The sequence below is a fragment of the Streptomyces sp. NPDC002209 genome, from assembly GCF_042890265.1.
GTDB lineage: Bacteria > Actinomycetota > Actinomycetes > Streptomycetales > Streptomycetaceae > Streptomyces.
This window is the reverse complement of record NZ_JBIARX010000004.1, coordinates 218,297-235,436: the sequence shown is the minus strand read 5'-3', so window position 1 is coordinate 235,436 and position 17,140 is coordinate 218,297. Positions and strand designations below refer to the sequence as shown.

Genomic DNA, 17,140 nt, shown 5'->3' with positions numbered 1-17,140 from the left:
GCCTCAGCCGTCACCGCCTCCCTCGCCGCAGCCTGCCGCGCCGCCGCAGACCCGCTCCCAGGCCGCCGCGAACATCTCGTGCAGCGGTGCCGTCGGCAGGACCCGCCCGAACGGGCTGTGGATCTGGTTGCGCCACAGCGAGCGCACCGCGTGCGCCGCCAGCTTCGCGGTCTCCAGGGGCAGGTGCGGGGCCTTCAGCTCGGTCCACTCCCCGGGCAGGAACAGGGTCCGGCCCGCCCGCGCCCGCTTGGCCTCCACCACCGCGCCCGTGCCGAGCAGTTCCGTCCGGGCCTGCGCATGCTGCCTGGCCGACCAGCCGTTCCACCGCCGTACGTTCCGGTCGGTGGGTGCGGCCAGCGTCGCCAGCTGGAGGTACAGCGCCGCCGCGTCCGGGCCGGTGCCCAGATGCCGCGCCGCCCGCGCGACCAGCTCCGGGCAGGACTGCCGCGGATCCGCCTCGTACGCGCCGGCCGGCAGCGCCCCCGACCGGGCCCGGAGCATCATCCGCTCCAGCCCGCCGCCGGTCAGCAGCGGCGCCACCCGGTCCAGCTCCTCGGCCAGATCGGTGATCTCCAGGACCCGCTGCCACACCTGCGGGTCGGCCACCGCCGCGGGCCGCAGGAAGGAGGCACCGCCGGGCGCGCACACCACCAGCGGCCCGGAGTCGTACGCGGTCACCGGAACCGGCCCCTCCTCCTTGCGGCCGTCCATCGCCACGGAGAGCCGCCCGGGTCCGAACCGCTCCGCGATCCTCGCCGAGGTGTCCTGGACCCGCCCACCGGGCAGCGCCACCAGCAGCTCCGGACGGTCCAGTTCGGACCGCAGCCGCTCGTACAGGGCCGTGGCGCCGGCCACCGCCGGATCGCCGACGGGCCGGTCCGTCCACGCCCACACCAGCGCGCTCGCGATCTGCCGCCACGAGAGGCCCACCGGGGTGCGGTAGGGCAGCTCCGGCCCGGCCGGCGGTACGGCCCTGACCTCGACCCCGATGCCGTACGGGGTCGCCGCCAGCTCCCAGCCGGCCGCTTCCACGGTCGTGTCCGCGGCGGCCCCGTACCCGCCCGCCAGCCGCCGGGCCCACACCTCGGGGAGTTCGAGCTCGGCCTCCAGCGCGTCGGCCGCCTCGTCGTGCACGGCCGGCTGCACCCCGATGCGCTCCCGCCACACCTCGGCCATCCGCTCCACCGCCGCCCCGATCCCGCCGGGCCGCCACAGTTCGGCCGGATCCTCGGGCAGGGCCGCCGCCAGGACGGCGCGCCGGCCCGTGCCACCGAGCTGCGCGCGCAGCCGGTCGTAGGACTCGGCCGTCATCGGCGTGGCCTTGTACGGGGCCTTGCGGACCAGGGCGCGGTCCTCGTCGCGGTCCGGCCGGCCGACCAGACCCGACACCACCAGCCGGGCCACCGCCCGTCGTACGCCCGTCAGTTCGGCGAAGCGCGCGGCCGCCGACTCCGGCACCGGGACCGGCCCGTGCGCCTCGACCGCCGCGACCAGGGCCTGCAGCCGGGCGGCGTCGTCCCTCCGCACGTGGACGCAGCGCGCCTGCGCCACCGCCGCCGGGACCGGGTCGCCCGCAGGATCCTCGGCGGCTGCCGCCACGAACCAGCACTCCGACCCGCCGGTCCGCACCGCGCCGGACGCCACCGCGATCCCGCCCTCGCGCAGCCCGTCCAGGAGCTCGGCGGACGCGCGGCCCACCCACCACCGGGTTCCCGCGCGGGCGAACGGCTGGTCGGCCCAGGTGTCCAGCAACGCCAGCAGGGCGGCCCGGTCCCCGTCCGGGGTCGGTGCCACGGCAGCCCGCCACGCTGCGGCGTCGATCCCGCCCATCAGCTGCGACCAGTCGTGCGGCGGCGCCGGCGGCGAGAGCCGGCGCACCTCCTCGACGAGCGTCCCCGCCAGGCAGGCGCCGTCGGAGGCCAACGCGGTCAGCGTCGCCGCCGACGGCACGGCCGGGCTCCGTCGCCACGGGTCCCGGTCCCCGCCCGAGACCAGCCCGAACAGGGCGGGCAGCAGCTCGGTGTCCGGCACGGACCGGCCCGGCAGGGCCGGCGGTGCCTGGGAGAGCAGGGTGACCCGCCGGTGCAGGGCGAGCCTGCGCTCCTCCACCCGGGCGGCCCGGGCGGCCACCGCCACCACCGCCCCGACCAGCACCGGGTCGGTCACTTCCGGCAACTCCCGGGCCACGGCGGCACGCAGCACCTCCGCACCGGTACAGGCAGCGGCCAGCAGTGCGTCCGCGGTCTCCCGGCCCACGACCCGCAGCGCCCGGGAACCGGCCGCGTCCCGGGTCCGCAGCAGGTACCAGAACGCGGGGGGCAGCGCCACACCGCCCGAGGCGGTGGCCCGCCGGACCGGCTTCACCCGCGGATGCCGGGGCGAGTGGTGCCCGTCCAGCTCCCACAGCAGGGCGCCGTCGGCGGCGTACGCGCGCACGCCCGTCCGCGTCTCCGCCTCGGCGAGGACCACGTCCTCCACCGCACCCTCCGGCGGCGCCCACAGGGCCCAAGGCTCCTGCCCCGGCCGGTCGATGTCGAAGCGGGCCGTGCGCCCGTCCACGCTCTCCACCAGGAAGTGGTCGGGCGCGTGATCGCGGTGCCGGGTACGGAACAGCACCCGGGTCCCGACCAGTCCGTCCCGGCTGCCCAGCGGGGAGCCGGCCAGAGAGGTGGGCAGCGGTGCCAGTTGCAGGGCCTCCGCGGCCAGGGTCATGCCGACCTCGGAGGGTTCGGCGGCCGGATCGGCGCTCGCGGGCCGGCCCGGGAAGTCCGGCAGCGCGACCGCGCCCTGCGGCTCCCCGGTGACCGGGTCCACCGGCTCCCACGGCCGGCGCCCGAACACGGCGTTGGTCCAGATCCGGGCACCGTCGCCGAGCTGGAGTTCGTCCCGGTCGATGCCCTCCGTGCCGCCCGGACGCAGGACCCGCCGACCGCCGTGCCGCCCGCCCCCGTCCGCGGTCTCGAACTGGAATCCGTACGCCCCGTCCAGACTGCCGCCGAAGGGCACCAGCCCGCCCAGCTCGTCCGGGGTGAACGGCTCCGTGGGGTCGTCGGCCCAGACGGCGGTGTCGCAGTGGTACGGGCTGGGCCTGACCGTCCAGCTCACCAGGAAGGAGCCGCCCACGTAGTGGACCGCGTACATGGTCGCGCCGTCGGGCACCGTGAACCGGCAGGATCCCCGTACCCCGTCCGGGTCGACGGCGACCGCCCGGTCCCGCCCGAACACCGTCAGCACCGGCCAGGTCGTGGTCACCCCCGCCACCCCCGGCAGCACCTCGTCCGCCTCCTCGGGCCCGGCGTCCGCCGCGAACTGCGCGTACACCGACTCCAGGGCCGGCCAGGCCAGTTCCTCCGGCAGACCGGCCGCGAGCGAGCGCCGCAGCGCGCCCGCCGCTCCCGCCGCGGCGAGGGCGTCGCAGATCCCGCCGAGCGCCGATACCGTGGGCCGGTCCAGCAGCGTCTCGAGCTCCGCCACGGCCTCCTCGGCTCCGGCCATGCCGCCGCCCGCGACGGTGCCGACGAGCTTGCCCACCCGCCCCGCGACCTCGTGGGCGATGCCCTCGTTGCCCGGCAGCAGCGTCACCGCCGACCCGGCCGGGCGCCGCTGCGGCGACCACCGCGGCAGCAGGTCCGCGTGTACGGTCCCCTCCAGACGCGGGCCGAACACCGGGTCGGCGGCCAGCGCGGACAGGTCCCGCCGGGACCGCTCGGCCCAGAAGCGCATCCGCATCTCCGGGCCCGGGTCCACGACCGCCACCCCGGCCGCCAGACAGGCGTCCAGCACGTCCGCGTCGAAGCCCTGGTAGTGGTGCCGGGTCGTGTGCACCGTCACCGCAGTGCCCTCCGACCGCAGCCGCGGCCCCAACCGGCCCACCAGGTCGAGGAATTCCACCGGCAGCTGCTGACGCGCGACCCCGCCGCCGGACTGCTTCGCGTACTGGTACATGTGCACGAAGTGCCCCACCCAGCGGTGCAGTCCGCCCTCCGGCACCACGCGACCGGCCGCCATGGCCTCGGCCGCGCCGCAGCCGGTCAGCATCCGCAGCCAGGCCCCGCCGTCGGTGACCCCGTCCGGGAAGACCTCGACCAGCCCCGCGGCGATCGCGTCCGCCGGCGGATGGGCGGCCAGGATCGGACCGGCGGCATCCAGCAGTGCGTCCGGCACGGACTTCTTCCGCGTGACCGACAGGATCGCGCCCACCATCCGCGCGATCTCCCCGTCCCTGTGCCCGGCGGCCTTGGCGGAGGCCCGCACCCGCCGCACCAGATCCGCCGGCAGGTCCGCCGCCGATCCCGCCCACGCGGTCAGGAACGCCTCGAGCGCCGTGTGCGCGGCGGCCGGCTCCAGGGTCTCGGCGAGGAACCGCTGATGGGCCCCGAACTCCTTGGCCGGCATGGCCCCGCCCGCCGCGAACAGGAGCGCATTGGCCCTGCGGTATCCGGGATCCACCGGGAGACCGTGCTCGGCCTCGGCCGCCCGCGCCGCGGCGTAGGCCCGCCCGCCGGGCCGGCTCCCGTAGCCGATCAACCGGTGCCCCACGGTGTCCCAGAACCACGGCAGGTGCGCCGGCGGCAGCCGCCGCGCCCGCGCCGCCATCGTGTCCACGAACCGGCCGGGCTTGGTCCAGGACCGGCCGAGTTCGGTGCGCATGCCCTCCATCACCTCGCGCGCGACGTCGACCGCGGCCGGGTCGTGCGCGGCGACCCAGTCGGCGTACGTGGTCGAAGCGTGCGGGCCGGTGGTGGGAAGCAGGGGTTCCAGCGAGACGATCATGCTTCGGATCCTCGCACGCCCGACTGACGGCGAAGCCTTCGCGTCAGTGCATGAAGGTGCTCGCGTCCCCAGGCTCGGTCTCCGGCGTCTCGCGGTCGACTATCAGCATGACGAGGAAGAACGGCCCGCCCACGAGGAGCAGTCCGACCACGATCACGACGGAGACGAGCGCCTCCCCGGGTCTCACCAGCACGCACAGCGCGACGAGCGTCCACACCAGCGCACAGATCGCGACCGGCAGCTCGAAACGCCCGAGGTCGAACGCGCCCTTCTTGCGGCCCAGCCGTCTGCGCACCGCCAGGTGGAGGACGATCGTCGAGCCGTAGACGACGGCCGGCAGGATCGTCGATGCCGTGATCAGCTCGATCAGTGCGGCGCCGGGCAGCACCGGACCGAGCTGGTTCCGCATGATCGCCGCGACCGGAGAGCCGTCGCGGCTGGTCCGGGGGACGTCCTCGATCGCCACGGTGAGCGTGATCAGGAAGACCATGCCCAGGATCCCGGCGGCCACGACCGACCCCACGATCGCGCGCGGGGCGGTGCGGAAGGGATCCTTGGCCTCCTCGGCCAGGTTCGCCGCGGAGTCGAAGCCGACGGGCGTGGCGAGGCCCATTGGCAGGAGGAGCCGCTGAGCGGGATGCGGGCCGCGAACTGCGCGACCACCAGAGCCACCAGGGTCTGCCCCACCGCCGCGACGATCCAGAGCCAGATCCCGACCGGCCCCGCGGCCACGAGCACGTCGTCGTACGTCGTGAAGATGCCGACCGCCACCGAGATGAACGCGAACGAGATCGCGAACACCTGGAAGGATCCGAGCGTCCGCTTCAGCTCCTGCCGGTAGCTCCCGAGCTCGGCGGTCTCCCCGCCGCGCCCGACGTCCGCCGATGGTTCCGCCACGTCGGCCACCTCGCCTCTCCGGGCCCCCTCCGGCTCCGCACGCAGCGGCAGGGCCGTGACCAGTCTCCTCGTCCTGTCGCCTCCGTCACGCGTGCGGCGGCCGACGCACGCGACTTCGCCCCGAACGGACGCCTTTCGGAGCGTCAGTGGTGTCGCTCACAGGGGGCGTTGACGGATTCAAGGCGGATCGGGGCTGTGCCTTCGATCCCCAGAGCAGCCCCCGGCTCCCGCCATGGATCCCGTGGGCTGCACCTGTACCGCTGGGTAGAGGGACTCGGTATTGCCGTGCGGTTGTCGGAGGCGGGTGGCACCATCTGGCGCGGTGATCCGACCAGCTACAGGGGGTAGGCATGGCGAGCACGTACGACTGGCCGCGCGGAGCGGAAAGTGCGGACAGCGAGGCGCTGGAGCGCTGGCTGGACGACCGGGGGTGGGAGGTCGACCCGACCGTCTTCATGGCCGGGGTGCTGGGCCCGGCGGTCCAGGTCCGCCGCATCGGCCGGGCCTGCCAGGAAGGCGAATCCGGCCTGCTGATCCTGCCGGGCGAGACGGTGTCGTTCGACGGTGACCGCATGCGCATCGTGCCCCGCACACCGGCCCCGGCCACGGCGTAGCCGCACCGCCCGCACGCGCGGATGCCGGGGGCCGGCTCGCCGAACCGTCACTTCACCGAGCCGGCCATCACGCCTTGGACGAAGTGCCGCTGGAAGGCGAAGAAGACCACGAGCGGAACCACCAGCGACAGGAACGCACCCGGCGCGAGGACGCCGATGTTGCTCCCGAACTGCCGCATCTGGGACTGCAGTGCGACCGTGAGCGGCTGGGACCCGCTGTCCGCGAAGAGCAGCGCCACGAGCATGTCGTTCCAGACCCAGAGGAACTGGAAGATGGCCAGGCTCGCGATGGCCGGCCGGCCCAGCGGCAGCACGAGCCGCGAGAAGATGCGCCACTCGCTGCCGCCGTCCATCCGGGCGGCTTCCAGCATCTCGCGCGGTATCTCGGCGAAGTAGTTGCGCAGGAGGAAGACCGCGAACGGCAGCCCGTACGCGACGTGGAAGAGGACCACTCCGGTGATCGTGCCGAACAGTCCCACCGCGCCGAAGAGTTTGGCCACGGGCAGCAGGCCGATCTGCACGGGGACCACCAGCAGCCCGACGACCACGAGGAAGATGCCGTCCCGGCCGGGGAAGTCCAGCCAGGCGAAGGCGTATCCCGCGAGGGCTGCGATGCCGACCACCAGGGCGGTGGTGGGAACCGAGATCAGGACCGTGTTCCCGAAGGCCGCCGCGATGCCGGAGTCCTTCAGCAGGGCACCGTAGTTGTCGAAGGACAGCTGGGACGGGTCGGTCAGCGCGGTCCACCAGCCGTCGGAGGCGTTGTCCCGCTCGGAGCGCATCGACGACAGGAACAGGCCCGCCAGCGGGGTGATCCACACCAGGGCGACCAGGATCAGCAGGCCCTGGACGACCGAGCTGCCCAGCAGGCGCGACAGCCGGCTCCCGCGACGCGGTCCCGGCGTGGACGGGCCCGGGACGGGCCTCACCGGCGGTGTCGCCCGCCGGGACCGCCGGCGCTCGATGGTGCTGTGGCTGCTCATGCTCCGCTCCTTCGGAAACGCCGGATGTTGAAGACCATCGCCGGTACCACCAGCAACAGGAGCACCACGCTCAGCGCGCTGCCGAGCCCCTGGTCGTTGCCGCCGCCGAAGGAGACCAGCCACATCCGCGTGGCGAGTACGTTCGCTTCCTCCTGGACCGGCCCCGGCGCAATGATGTAGACGAGGTCGAAGACCTTCATCACGTTGATCACCAGGGTCACGAACACCACGGTGAGCACGGGCGCGAGCAGCGGCACGGTGATCCTGCGGAAGATCTGGCCCTCGCTGGCCCCGTCCATCCGCGCGGCCTCCAGCGCATCGCGCGGGATCGCCGCGAGCCCGGCGCCGATCAGGACCATCGCGAAACCGGTCCACACCCACAGGTACGCACCGATGATGGCCGGCGTCACCAGCGCCGGGCCGAGCCAGTTCACGCCCTGGTAGGGCGCCGCGAAGTTGGCCGCGGGAAGCCGTACGGTGTACGCGCCGTCGGCCAGCCCGGTGAAGCGGAACGACCCGTCGGCGGAGGCGGTCGTGGTCGCGGCGACCCGGCCGTCGTCCCCTACGGCCTCGACCGTCATGCCGGGCAGGCCCTTCTCGCCCGGGTCGACCCTGCCCGGTGTGCCGACGCCGCCGGGGGCGAAGTCGAGGTAGACCACGCCCCCGATTCCGTCCGCGCCGGGCGTCGCGGCAGCGGCGGCCTTCGCGCCGGCGGGTATCGCGTCGGGTGCCACCCCGACGAATCCGAGGGTGACCGTACCGCCGGGACGCACGGTCTGCCCGGTGCTGTACGGTCCGCCCGCCCTGCCGGTCAGGCCCTGGCCCTCGCGGGCACGGGCCGTCGGATAGGCGGCGGTGTCGTCGAAGGTGTCGTGGACGCCGACGACGACCGCGTTGAGCACGCCCCGGTTCGGGTCCTGCTCGTAGGCGAGCCGGAAGACGATGCCCGCGGCGAGGAACGACACGGCCATCGGCAGGAAGAGCACCAGCTTGAACGCGGTTGCCCAGCGCACCTTCTCGGTGAGCACGGCGAGCATCAGCCCGAGTCCGGTCAGCAGGAGAGGGGCGACGACGACCCAGATGGTGCTGTTGCGGATCGCCTTGAGGGTGGCCGGGTCTTCGATGATCGCCGCGTAGTTCCCGGCGCCGACGAACCGGTCGCCGCTGGCGTCGAAGAGACTGCGGCCGAAGGAGAAGACGACCGGGTAGACGACCAGCGCGCCGAGCAGCAGCAGGGCGGGCAGTACGAAGGCGATCGCGAGGCGGCGTTTCCTTCGCTGGGCCCGGCGCCGCGGGTTCGCCGCGGCGCGGGCGGAGCTCCGGGTGGGAGCGGTCAGGGTGTCAGCCATGGTGGGCCGCCTCAGTTCCCGTACGCCTTGGCGGCGGCGGCCTCGAGCTCCGCGGCCGTGCCCTGGGGGTTGGACGGGTCGCGCAGGAAGTCCTGGAGGAGCTTCCATTCGCCCGCGCCCTTGGTGCCGCCGAACGCGGCCGGGGCCTGGTCCGACATGTCGAAGCGGACCGAGTTGCCCGCCGCGACCAGCGACTTGGCGGTGCTGCGGGTGGTGTCGTCGCCGTACGCGGCGAGGTCGACCTGCGTGTTCGGGGACAGGAAGCCGCCCGCGCCGGCCCAGACCTCGGCCGCCTCGGGGCCGGCCAGGAATTCGACCAGCTTCATGCCGGCCTTGTTGTTCTTGGCGTCCTTGAGGACGACGGCCGCGTCACCGCCGCTGACCACCGGCGTCGTGCCGCCGTCGACCGCGGGGAAGGGGAAGAACTTGGCGTCCTCCCCGAGCTTCTTGCCGAACTGGTCCTTGGCGACCCCGCCGACGAAGTCGCCCTCGTAGACCATGCCCGCCTTGGGCTGGGGGCCGAAGACCTGCTCGACCGACGAGGGGAAGTCGGTGCCGAGCGCGCTCTGGGCGCCGCCGGCGACGAGCTGCTTGTCCTTGAACAGTTCACCGAGGGTGGTCAGCGCCTTGACGACGCTGTCGTCGGTCCACTTGATCTTGTGCTGGGCGAGCTGGTCGTACTTCTCCGGCCCGGCCTGCGAGAGGTAGATGTTCTCGAACCAGTCGGTGAGGGTCCAGCCGTCCTCGCCGGCTATGGCGAAGGCCGGGCGGCCGGAGTCGGCGAGCGTACGGCCGGCCTTCAGCAGGTCGGCGTAGCTCTTGGGCTCGCTGACACCGGCCTGGGCGAAGGCTTCGGGGGCGTACCAGACGGTCGACTTGTGGGCGGCCTTGAAGTACAGGCCGTAGTACTTGCCGTCGACGCTGCCGTAGTTCTCCCACACCGGGGCGAGGGAGTCGCCGGCCGTCTTGGCGGCCTGGTCGGACAGGGGGAGGAGCCAGCCCTCCTTGGCGAACTGCCGGAGCACGCCCACCTGGGGAACCATCACCACGTCGGGTGCGTTGCCGCCCTCGATCTTGCTTCCGACGAACGTGGAGACGTTGTCGCCGGAGGGGACGAAGACCGTCTTGGCGCCGGTCTTCTCGGTGAAGGCGTCCAGGACCTTCTTGAAGTTCTTCTGCTCGCTGCCGGTCCAGACACCGGCCACGGTCACGGTCTGGCCGCTCAGCTCACCGCCGCTCGCGGGGCCGGTGGTGCCGCCGCAGGCGGTGGCACCGAGGGCGAGGGCGAGGGCCGCGGATGCGGTGGCAGCGGTGCGCAGGGTCGTCTTGCCGGGTCGTCGCATGATGGGGTCCATTCCTGGAGGTCGGCAGATGGGACGTCGGGGAGGTCGGGGGTGGGAAAGCGGTCAGGTGGGGTCAGGGGGTCGGGCACTCGGCCGTCCACCAGGCGGCGGTCGCCGCGGGGAGCACACCCTCGGGACAGGGCCCGCTCGCGAGCAGCGGGGTCCCGGCGACCGGCGCGGGCACCGGCTCCGTGCCGAAGTTGACCGCGCAGATCAGGCCGTCGCCGCGGGCGATCGCCAGCACCTGCGGGGGTGCGTCCAGCCAGCGCAGGGCGCCCTCGCCCAGCTGCGGCAGGCTGCGCCGCAGCTGGAGGCCGTCGCGGTAGAGGTGCCAGAAGGAACGGGTGTCGGCCAGGGCACGGTCGGTGGCGTGCTCGGCGAACCACTCGGGCTGCGGCAGCCACGGTCTGGCGTCGGCCACGCCCTGGCTGAAGCCGAACGGGGAGGCGTGTCCCGACCAGGGCAGCGGCACGCGGCAGCCGTCCCGGACGTGCTTGCGGCTGCCGGTACGGTGGAAGATCGGGTCGGTGAGGACCTCGTCCGGCAGATCGAGCACCTCGGGAAGGCCGAGCTCCTCGCCCTGGTAGACGTACGCGGCGCCGGGCAGCGCGAGCATCAGCAGGGCGGCGGCGCGGGCCCGGGCGGCCCCCAGTCCGCTGCCCCCCACCCCGGGCTCGCCGGCGTACCGGGTGACCGTGCGCACCTGATCGTGGTTGTTGAGCACCCAGGTGACGGTGGAGCCGGTGCCGGCGATGTCGCGTATCGCCTCGGTGATGGTCGAGCGGAAGGCGTCGGCGTCCCAGGGAGCGCTGAGCAGGTCGAAGAAGAACGCCTGGTGCAGCTCGTCGGGGCGGACGTAGGCGGCGTGTTCGCGCGCGGTGGGCACGGACACCTCGCCGACCAGCAGTCGCTCGTGGCCGTCCCGGGCGGTGTACTCCTCGCACACCGAGCGCCAGCGGCGCCACACGTCGTGCACCTCGGGCTGGTTCCAGGCCAGCTGGTTGACGGCGTCGCGGGCGCGCTCGTCGGCTCCGGGGTCGTCCGTATCGGGCAGCTCGGGGTGCTTGAACAGTCCGGCGGCGACGTCGATGCGGAAGCCGTCGACACCGCGGTCCAGCCAGAAGCGCAGCACCTGCTCGAAGTCGTCGCCCACGGCCGGGTTGCGCCAGTTCAGGTCGGGCTGCTCGGGCGTGAAGAGGTGCAGGTACCACTCGCCCGGGGTGCCGTCGGGCTCGGTGGTCCGGCTCCAGGCGGGACCGCCGAACATGGCGCGCCAGTTGTTGGGCGGCTCGGCCCCGTCCGGGCCGCGGCCGGGCGCGAAGTGGAAACGGGAGCGCGGTGCGCTGCCCGGCGCTGCGGCGAGCGCGGCGCGGAACCACGGGTGCTCGCTCGAACAGTGGTTGGGGACGATGTCGAGCAGCAGCTTGAGCCCGAGCCGGCGGGCGTCGGCCACCAACCGGTCGAACTCGGCGAGGTCGCCGTATACGGGGTCGACACCGCAGTAGTCGGCGACGTCGTAGCCGTGGTCGTGCTGCGGCGACGGGTAGAAGGGGCTGAGCCAGATGCCGTCGACACCGAGCTTCCTCAGATAGGGGAGCCCGGCCCGGACGCCGGCCAGGTCGCCGATGCCGTCCCCGGTGCTGTCGAGGAAGCTGCGGACGTAGACCTGGTAGATCACCGCGTCGCGCCACCAGGGGGCAGGGGTGGCGGTGGTGCGGGAGGGGTGGCCGGTGTCGGCCGGAAGGGTGCTGAGCATCTCGCGTCGACCTGTTCTGCTGAATGCGAGAGCGCCCCGGATCGGTGCGCTGTTATGCATGCATGTTAAGTAGCAGCGACTGGAAGGTGTCAACGATGTGTCCAGAAACAGCGAAAAGCTGGGGTGGTTTGTGCCGAAATGCTCACATGCACAACGAAGGGCCTCTACTTAACATGTAAGTAGAGGCCCTCGGGGGGTGTCCGGGAGTGTCCGGGAGTGTCGCGGAGCGGAGAGAGGCGGAGTGGTGCGATCAGTCCTTGCGCGACAGCGGCCCGAGCTCGCGCGCGAGCCGCGCCGCCGCCTGCTCGGCCGTCTGGCGCTGCGCCATCACGTCCTGTGCCACGGCCTGCACGGCGAGGCTCACCTGGTCGTAGCGCGGGCTCTTCGGGCGGGGCACCGCCGACAGCAGGCTCTGGCGGAGCGTGGGCAGGTACGGATACGCGCGGATCAGCTCGGGGTCCTCGTACAGCGCCGCGCGTACCGGTGGCAGCGAGCCCTCGGTGAGCACCTGCCGCTGGACCCGCTCGCTGGTGAGGTAGGAGATCAGATCGGCCGCCGACGCCGGATGCCGCGCATGGCTGCTCACGGCGAGGTTGGAGCCGCCCAGCACGCTGGTGCCGGGCCCGTCGGGTCCGGGCAGGGGCACGGCGCCGAACCTGCCCGCGACCTTGGAACCGCTCGCGCCGGCGTCCGCGTACACGTACGGCCAGTTCCGCAGGAAGAGCAGCCGGCCGTCCTGGAACGCCCGCCGCGACTCCTCCTCCTTGTATCCGAGCGCCTCGCGCGAGATCCAGCCCTCCCGGACCCCGTCCGCGAGGAACCGCAGTCCGGTGCGCGCCGCATCGGAGTCCACCGTCACCCGCGCGCCGTCGTCGCGCAGGATCGAACCGCCCGCCGACTGCACGGCCTCGGTGACGTTGACGGTGAGCCCCTCGTACGGCAGGAACTGGCCGGCGTAGCCGTCCAGTCCGTACTTCGGGGCGATCGTGCGCGCCTGGCGCACCAGCTCGGCCCAGGTGCGCGGCGGTTGCTCGCCCTCCCGCTCCAGGATGTCCTTGCGGTAGTAGAGCAGTCCCGCGTTCGTGACGTACGGGACCGCGTACAGCCGGCCGTCGAAGGTCGCGGTGTCGACGACCGGACGCAGGAAGGCGTCCAGGGGGAAGCGGTCGCGCTCGAGCGGGGAGATCCAGCCGGCCGCCGCGAACTCGGACGTCCAGGCGACGTCGATGTTCAGCACGTCGAACCGGTCGCGGCCCGACCGCAGTTCGCTGATCATCTGGGCCCGGGTCTCGTCCGCCGAATCGGGCAGCTCGACGAGCGAGACCCGCTCGTCGGGATGGCCGTCGTTCCAGTCGTCGAGGAGCGGGGAGAGGTAGTCGGTCAGATCGCCCGCCGTCACGAGCGTCAGGGGACCGCGGCCCTCCGCGGCCAGGCTCGCGCCGGCGTTCGCACCGAAACCGGCGTAGCCAGCCAGCACCACCGCCCCCACCAGGAGAGCTCTACCCGCGGCACGCATCCACCGCATAGATTCCTCCCAGTGCACGATCCGGCTGCGCTGCCGACCATCGTGGCCTATATATACCCGTTAGGCATGGGCGATACTAGACGTCCAGGCAGACGAGGCGTACGGCGGCTGCACCGGTCCGCTGCCGAGTGAACCGTTGACTACGGAGCGGGAAGGAGGGGGAGCGAGTGCGGCTGGCGCTCCTTGCGCTCCTCACCCGTAGCCCTGCGCACGGTTACGAGCTGAAGCAGGACCTTGAGAAGCTCCTGGGCGCCGCGTACCCTCAGCCCAACGTCGGCCAGATCTACGTCACCCTCGGAAGGCTGGAGAAGAGCGGCCTCATCGAGGGCGAGGACGTCGAGCAGTCGGGCCGGCCCAACAAGCGCACGTACAGGCTGACGGACGCCGGGCGCGAGGCCGTGCTGGCCTGGTTCGAGGAGACCGCCGAGGAGCCCCGGGTACGGGACGAGTTCTTCATGAAGCTCGCACTCGCACCACAGTCGGGTCTGGCCGATCCGATCGCGCTGATCAACAAGCAGCGGCGGCAGTACCTCAACACCATGCGGGACCTGTCCAAGCTGGCGGCGGCCGAGGACCGCGACAACAAGATCTCCCAACTGCTGATCGAGGGCGCCATGCTGCACCTGCAGGCCGACCTCGACTGGCTGGAACGCTGTCAGGAGGAGCTGGAATGAGCGACGACGCCACCACCGACGCCACCACCGCTCCTGCCGTGCCCGGTGAGCCCATCGTGCGCGCCGAGGGCCTGACCAAGACGCACCACGGCGAGGGAGTGCCGGTGCATGCCGTGCGCGGGGTGGACCTGTCCGTCCAGCCGGGCGAGTTCGTCGCGGTCACCGGGCCGTCGGGAGCCGGCAAGTCCACGCTGCTGCACCTGATCGGCGGCCTCCAGCGGCCCGACAGCGGGAAGCTGTGGCTCGGCGGAGAGCGGGTCGACGAGTACCGCGAGGCCCGCTGGGCGGTCCTCAGGCGCCGCAGCATCGGCGTCGTCTTCCAGTTCTTCAACCTCGTCTCCAACCTCACCGTGGCCGACAACGTCGAACTGCCCGCCCTGCTCGCCGGCGCCTCCCCGAAGGCCGCCCGCGCATCCCGCGCCGAACTGCTCGCCGAACTCGGCCTCGAAGGCCGCGAGCGCTCGATGCCCGGCGAGCTGTCCGGCGGCGAACAGCAGCGGGTGGCGCTCGCCCGCGCCCTGGTCAACCACCCCACGCTGCTGCTCGCCGACGAACCGGCCGGCAGCCTCGACAGCAAGGGCACCCGCGAGGTGCTGCGGCTGCTCTCCCGGTTCCACCAGCGCGGCCAGACGATCATGATGGTCACCCACGACGCCCGGATGGCCAGCGCCGCCGACCGCGTCATCAGCTTCTTCGACGGGCGCATAGCCGACGACGCACAGCTCGACGGCGGCGGGCGGCGCGGGCCCGCCCGCGGCGTGTCCGGCGTACTGGACCTGGACCCGGAACCGAAGCGGTGACCGTGCGGGCCACTCTGCGCTGGGCACACGCCGACTTCCGGGCACACCGCGGCGAAGCCCTCTTCGTCGTGCTGGCCAGCGCCGGGATCATCGCCTCGCTCCTGCTCGCCGGCGCACTGTTCAGCTACGCCGCGAACCCCTGGCAGCGGATCTTCAACCAGTCCCACGGCGCGCACATCTGGCTGCAGACCCGCGCCGGGGCGGACATGGACGCCCTGTCCGGCGTGGACGGGGTCGCAGCCCTCTCCGGGCCGTACCGCACCGCGGCGACGACGGTCGAGTCGCGCGGCGCGCGGGTCGGCGTGACGCTGCGCGCGGCCCAGGCGGCGCCACCGGAGACGGGCCGGCCGCTCGTCACCGCCGGCAGCTGGCTCCCCCGGCCGGACGACGGCGTACGCGGCGACAGCGGCACCGGGGGCGGCACCGGCACCGGCACCGGCACCGGCGCCGTCGTGCTGGAGTCCTCGGTCGCACGGGCGCTCTGGGCCGAGCCCGGCGACACCGTACGGGTCACCGGGCCGGACGGCGCACCGCACGTACTGCAGGTGAGCGGGATCGCCGAGGTGGCCGAGCCCCGCTACCACCCGGGCGGCGGACCCGGCATCGGCTGGGTGCTCGCCGGCACCCTCGACGGGATCGCCCACGGGGACACCGGGCAGAGCGTGGGCCTGCGCCTGGAGGATCCGGACGACACCGACTTCATCGTCCAGCGCGCCGTGACCGTCCTCGGCGCCGACCGGGTGGCGCAGGTCACCAAATGGCAGCAGGCGCGGGCCGAGGCGGGCGGCGACGACCGGCTCCTCGGCCAGATGTTCGCCGTCTTCGGCCTCGGAGCGCTGCTCGCGGCGGCGCTCGCCGCAGCCGGTGCGATCGGCGCCCGGGTGCGCGGCCAGCTCAGGGACATCGCCGTGCTCAAGGCCGTCGGCTTCACCCCTGGCCAGGTGACCCGCGGCTTCCTCGTGCAGCATCTGGCCTTCGCGCTGCTCGGCGTGGCCCTCGGCACGGCGGCGATCGCCCTGCTCGGTGCCCGGATCCCCGGGCGGATCGGGGAGGCGGCGGCCGTCTGGCAGGACCTCCCCGGCCACACCGCCCTCATGATCGGCGTCCCCTGCGGCGCGGTGCTGCTGATCGCGGCCGCCACCGGGCTCTCGGCCTGGCGGGCCGGACGGGTGCCGCCGGTGCCGGTGGCCCGCGCGGCGCTGCCGTCCGCCGCGCCGATGACCGCGCTCGGCCGGCGGGCCCTCGGGGTACGGGTGCCTCCCGCGCTGGTCCTGGGGTGGCGGGCGGCGTTCCCGCGCCGCGGCCGGACCCTCGTTTCCGTGGCCCGGCTCGCCCTGCCGCTGGTCCTCGTGACGGTGGCGCTCGTCGCCTGGTCGACCCTGGACCAGTTCCGCAGCCGGCCCGCGCAGATGGGACTGCCCGCGGCGCTGACCGTACGGTCCGAACAGACCGCCGGGTCGTCCGACGCGGACCTGGACAAGACCCTCGCGGCGGTCCCCGGCATCGCCGCCGTCCATCCGGGCGCCGAGATGGCGGCGCTCGTACCGGGGCAGACCGGCACCATCACGCTCCGCGGGCTGGGCACGGCCCGCGACCCGTACCCCTCCAAGGTGGTGGAGGGACGCACGGTCGGCGGTCCGGACGAGGCAGTGGCCGGGCAGGGGCTGCTCGACCTCCTCGGGGTGCGGGTCGGCGCCTGGGTGCGGATGACCGTCGAGGGACGGCCACAGATCCTGCACCTCGTCGGCCGCACCATCGAACCCGAATCCGGGGGCCGGGTGATCACCACGACCATCGACGCACTGCGGGAGCGTGATCCGGGGCTGCGGCCCGACTTCCACGCACTGGTGCTGCGCAAGGGCGCGGACCCGCGGGCGGTGAGCGCCGAGCTCGCCGCGGCGGCGGGGGGAACGCTGGAGGTCCGTGAGACGCCCAACCCGGTGGACCGGCTGGAGCCGGCGCGCGGGGTGATCGCCGCCCTGATCGCGGTGCTGGCGCTGATCGGGCTGATCGAACTGCTGACACTGATCAGTACGGGCGTACGCGACCGCGGGCGGGACCTGCTCGCCCTGAAGGCGATCGGGCTGACGCCCCGGCAGATCGGCGCGATGATCGTGACCGCGGCCGGACTGACCGCGCTGGCATCCGCCGTGGTGGGGACGACGGTGGGGGCGCTGTCCGGCAGCTGGCTGGTGGACACCCAGGGCGCGTCGAGCGGGATCGGCGCCGGAATCGCCCAGCTGCCTTCGCTTCCGGTGCTGTTGACGGTGGTCGCCGGGGCGGTGCTGGGCGCGGTGGTGGCGGCGCTGGTACCGGCGACACGGACGGCCCGGCGCAGGCTGGCGGACTCCCTGAGCGAGACGCTCTGAGCCTGGGGCCACGGCGCCCGGGGGTGGGTGTCAGAGCCCGCCACTAGTCTTCGGGCC

At 73.5% G+C, this 17,140-nt stretch carries 12 protein-coding genes; 5 read left to right on the top strand and 7 right to left on the bottom strand.

The annotated features are described in order from the left end of the window. Nucleotides 1-3: 3 nt before the first annotated feature. A complete protein-coding gene (locus ACFYXK_RS10505) occupies nt 4-4,773 on the bottom strand; it encodes a hypothetical protein (RefSeq protein WP_389410749.1) in 4,770 nt (1,589 codons plus the stop codon). Nucleotides 4,774-4,816: 43 nt separating this feature from the next. Next, complete coding sequence (locus ACFYXK_RS10500; protein WP_389410748.1) at nt 4,817-5,386, bottom strand: amino acid permease; 570 nt, start codon at nt 5,384-5,386, stop codon at nt 4,817-4,819. Between the two features lie 24 nt (nt 5,387-5,410). On the opposite strand from ACFYXK_RS10500, the gene ACFYXK_RS10495 reads away from it, so the two are divergent. Both ACFYXK_RS10495 and ACFYXK_RS10490 read left to right on the top strand, forming a co-directional pair. Continuing rightward, complete coding sequence (locus ACFYXK_RS10495; RefSeq protein ID WP_389410747.1) at nt 5,411-5,614, top strand: hypothetical protein; 204 nt, start codon at nt 5,411-5,413, stop codon at nt 5,612-5,614. 406 nt (nt 5,615-6,020) lie between these two features. Continuing rightward, nucleotides 6,021-6,284 carry a hypothetical protein gene (locus ACFYXK_RS10490; protein WP_383516205.1) on the top strand — a complete coding sequence of 88 codons (264 nt, stop codon included), beginning with the start codon at nt 6,021-6,023 and terminating at the stop codon, nt 6,282-6,284. 47 nt (nt 6,285-6,331) lie between these two features. Here ACFYXK_RS10490 and ACFYXK_RS10485 read toward each other — a convergent pair whose 3' ends face one another. The 5 genes from ACFYXK_RS10485 to ACFYXK_RS10465 all read right to left on the bottom strand — a co-directional run bounded on the left by ACFYXK_RS10485 (nt 6,332) and on the right by ACFYXK_RS10465 (nt 13,240). Further along, the gene (locus ACFYXK_RS10485) at nt 6,332-7,267 is read right to left on the bottom strand and encodes a carbohydrate ABC transporter permease (RefSeq protein WP_389410746.1); all 936 of its coding nucleotides are present in this window, start codon (nt 7,265-7,267) and stop codon (nt 6,332-6,334) included. Further along, a complete protein-coding gene (locus ACFYXK_RS10480; protein ID WP_389410745.1) occupies nt 7,264-8,616 on the bottom strand; it encodes an ABC transporter permease subunit in 1,353 nt (450 codons plus the stop codon). The genes ACFYXK_RS10485 and ACFYXK_RS10480 overlap by 4 nt, the downstream gene beginning before the upstream one ends. A gap of 11 nt (nt 8,617-8,627) precedes the next feature. After that, nucleotides 8,628-9,962, bottom strand: a complete 1,335-nt coding sequence (locus ACFYXK_RS10475; RefSeq protein WP_389410952.1) for an ABC transporter substrate-binding protein — start codon at nt 9,960-9,962, stop codon at nt 8,628-8,630. A 70-nt stretch (nt 9,963-10,032) separates the two neighbouring features. Then, on the bottom strand, nt 10,033-11,715 hold the full coding sequence (locus tag ACFYXK_RS10470; protein ID WP_389410744.1) for a glycoside hydrolase family 13 protein: 1,683 nt from the start codon (nt 11,713-11,715) through the stop codon (nt 10,033-10,035). A 250-nt stretch (nt 11,716-11,965) separates the two neighbouring features. Next, nucleotides 11,966-13,240, bottom strand: coding sequence for an ABC transporter substrate-binding protein (locus ACFYXK_RS10465; protein WP_389410743.1), 1,275 nt, complete (start codon nt 13,238-13,240; stop codon nt 11,966-11,968). A 167-nt stretch (nt 13,241-13,407) separates the two neighbouring features. On the opposite strand from ACFYXK_RS10465, the gene ACFYXK_RS10460 reads away from it, so the two are divergent. From ACFYXK_RS10460 to ACFYXK_RS10450, 3 genes are read left to right on the top strand one after another with little or no spacing between them, the layout of a single operon-like run. Continuing rightward, nucleotides 13,408-13,914, top strand: coding sequence for a PadR family transcriptional regulator (locus ACFYXK_RS10460; protein ID WP_030869259.1), 507 nt, complete (start codon nt 13,408-13,410; stop codon nt 13,912-13,914). After that, nucleotides 13,911-14,714: an ABC transporter ATP-binding protein gene (locus ACFYXK_RS10455; RefSeq protein ID WP_389410742.1), complete on the top strand. Its 804-nt coding sequence runs from the start codon at nt 13,911-13,913 to the stop codon at nt 14,712-14,714. The genes ACFYXK_RS10460 and ACFYXK_RS10455 overlap by 4 nt, the downstream gene beginning before the upstream one ends. Nucleotides 14,715-14,716: 2 nt before the next feature. Continuing rightward, on the top strand, nt 14,717-17,083 hold the full coding sequence (locus ACFYXK_RS10450; RefSeq protein ID WP_389410741.1) for an FtsX-like permease family protein: 2,367 nt from the start codon (nt 14,717-14,719) through the stop codon (nt 17,081-17,083). Nucleotides 17,084-17,140 lie beyond the last annotated feature (57 nt).

Coding starts and splice junctions, on each gene's coding strand:
- ACFYXK_RS10465 (WP_389410743.1), bottom strand. CDS start 13,240: ATGCGGTGGATGCGTGCCGCGGGTAGAGCTCTCCTGGTGGGGGCGGTG.
- ACFYXK_RS10470 (WP_389410744.1), bottom strand. CDS start 11,715: ATGCTCAGCACCCTTCCGGCCGACACCGGCCACCCCTCCCGCACCACC.
- ACFYXK_RS10480 (WP_389410745.1), bottom strand. CDS start 8,616: ATGGCTGACACCCTGACCGCTCCCACCCGGAGCTCCGCCCGCGCCGCG.
- ACFYXK_RS10485 (WP_389410746.1), bottom strand. CDS start 7,267: ATGAGCAGCCACAGCACCATCGAGCGCCGGCGGTCCCGGCGGGCGACA.
- ACFYXK_RS10490 (WP_383516205.1), top strand. CDS start 6,021: ATGGCGAGCACGTACGACTGGCCGCGCGGAGCGGAAAGTGCGGACAGC.
- ACFYXK_RS10500 (WP_389410748.1), bottom strand. CDS start 5,386: ATGGGCCTCGCCACGCCCGTCGGCTTCGACTCCGCGGCGAACCTGGCC.
- ACFYXK_RS10455 (WP_389410742.1), top strand. CDS start 13,911: ATGAGCGACGACGCCACCACCGACGCCACCACCGCTCCTGCCGTGCCC.
- ACFYXK_RS10495 (WP_389410747.1), top strand. CDS start 5,411: ATGCGGGCCGCGAACTGCGCGACCACCAGAGCCACCAGGGTCTGCCCC.
- ACFYXK_RS10505 (WP_389410749.1), bottom strand. CDS start 4,773: ATGATCGTCTCGCTGGAACCCCTGCTTCCCACCACCGGCCCGCACGCT.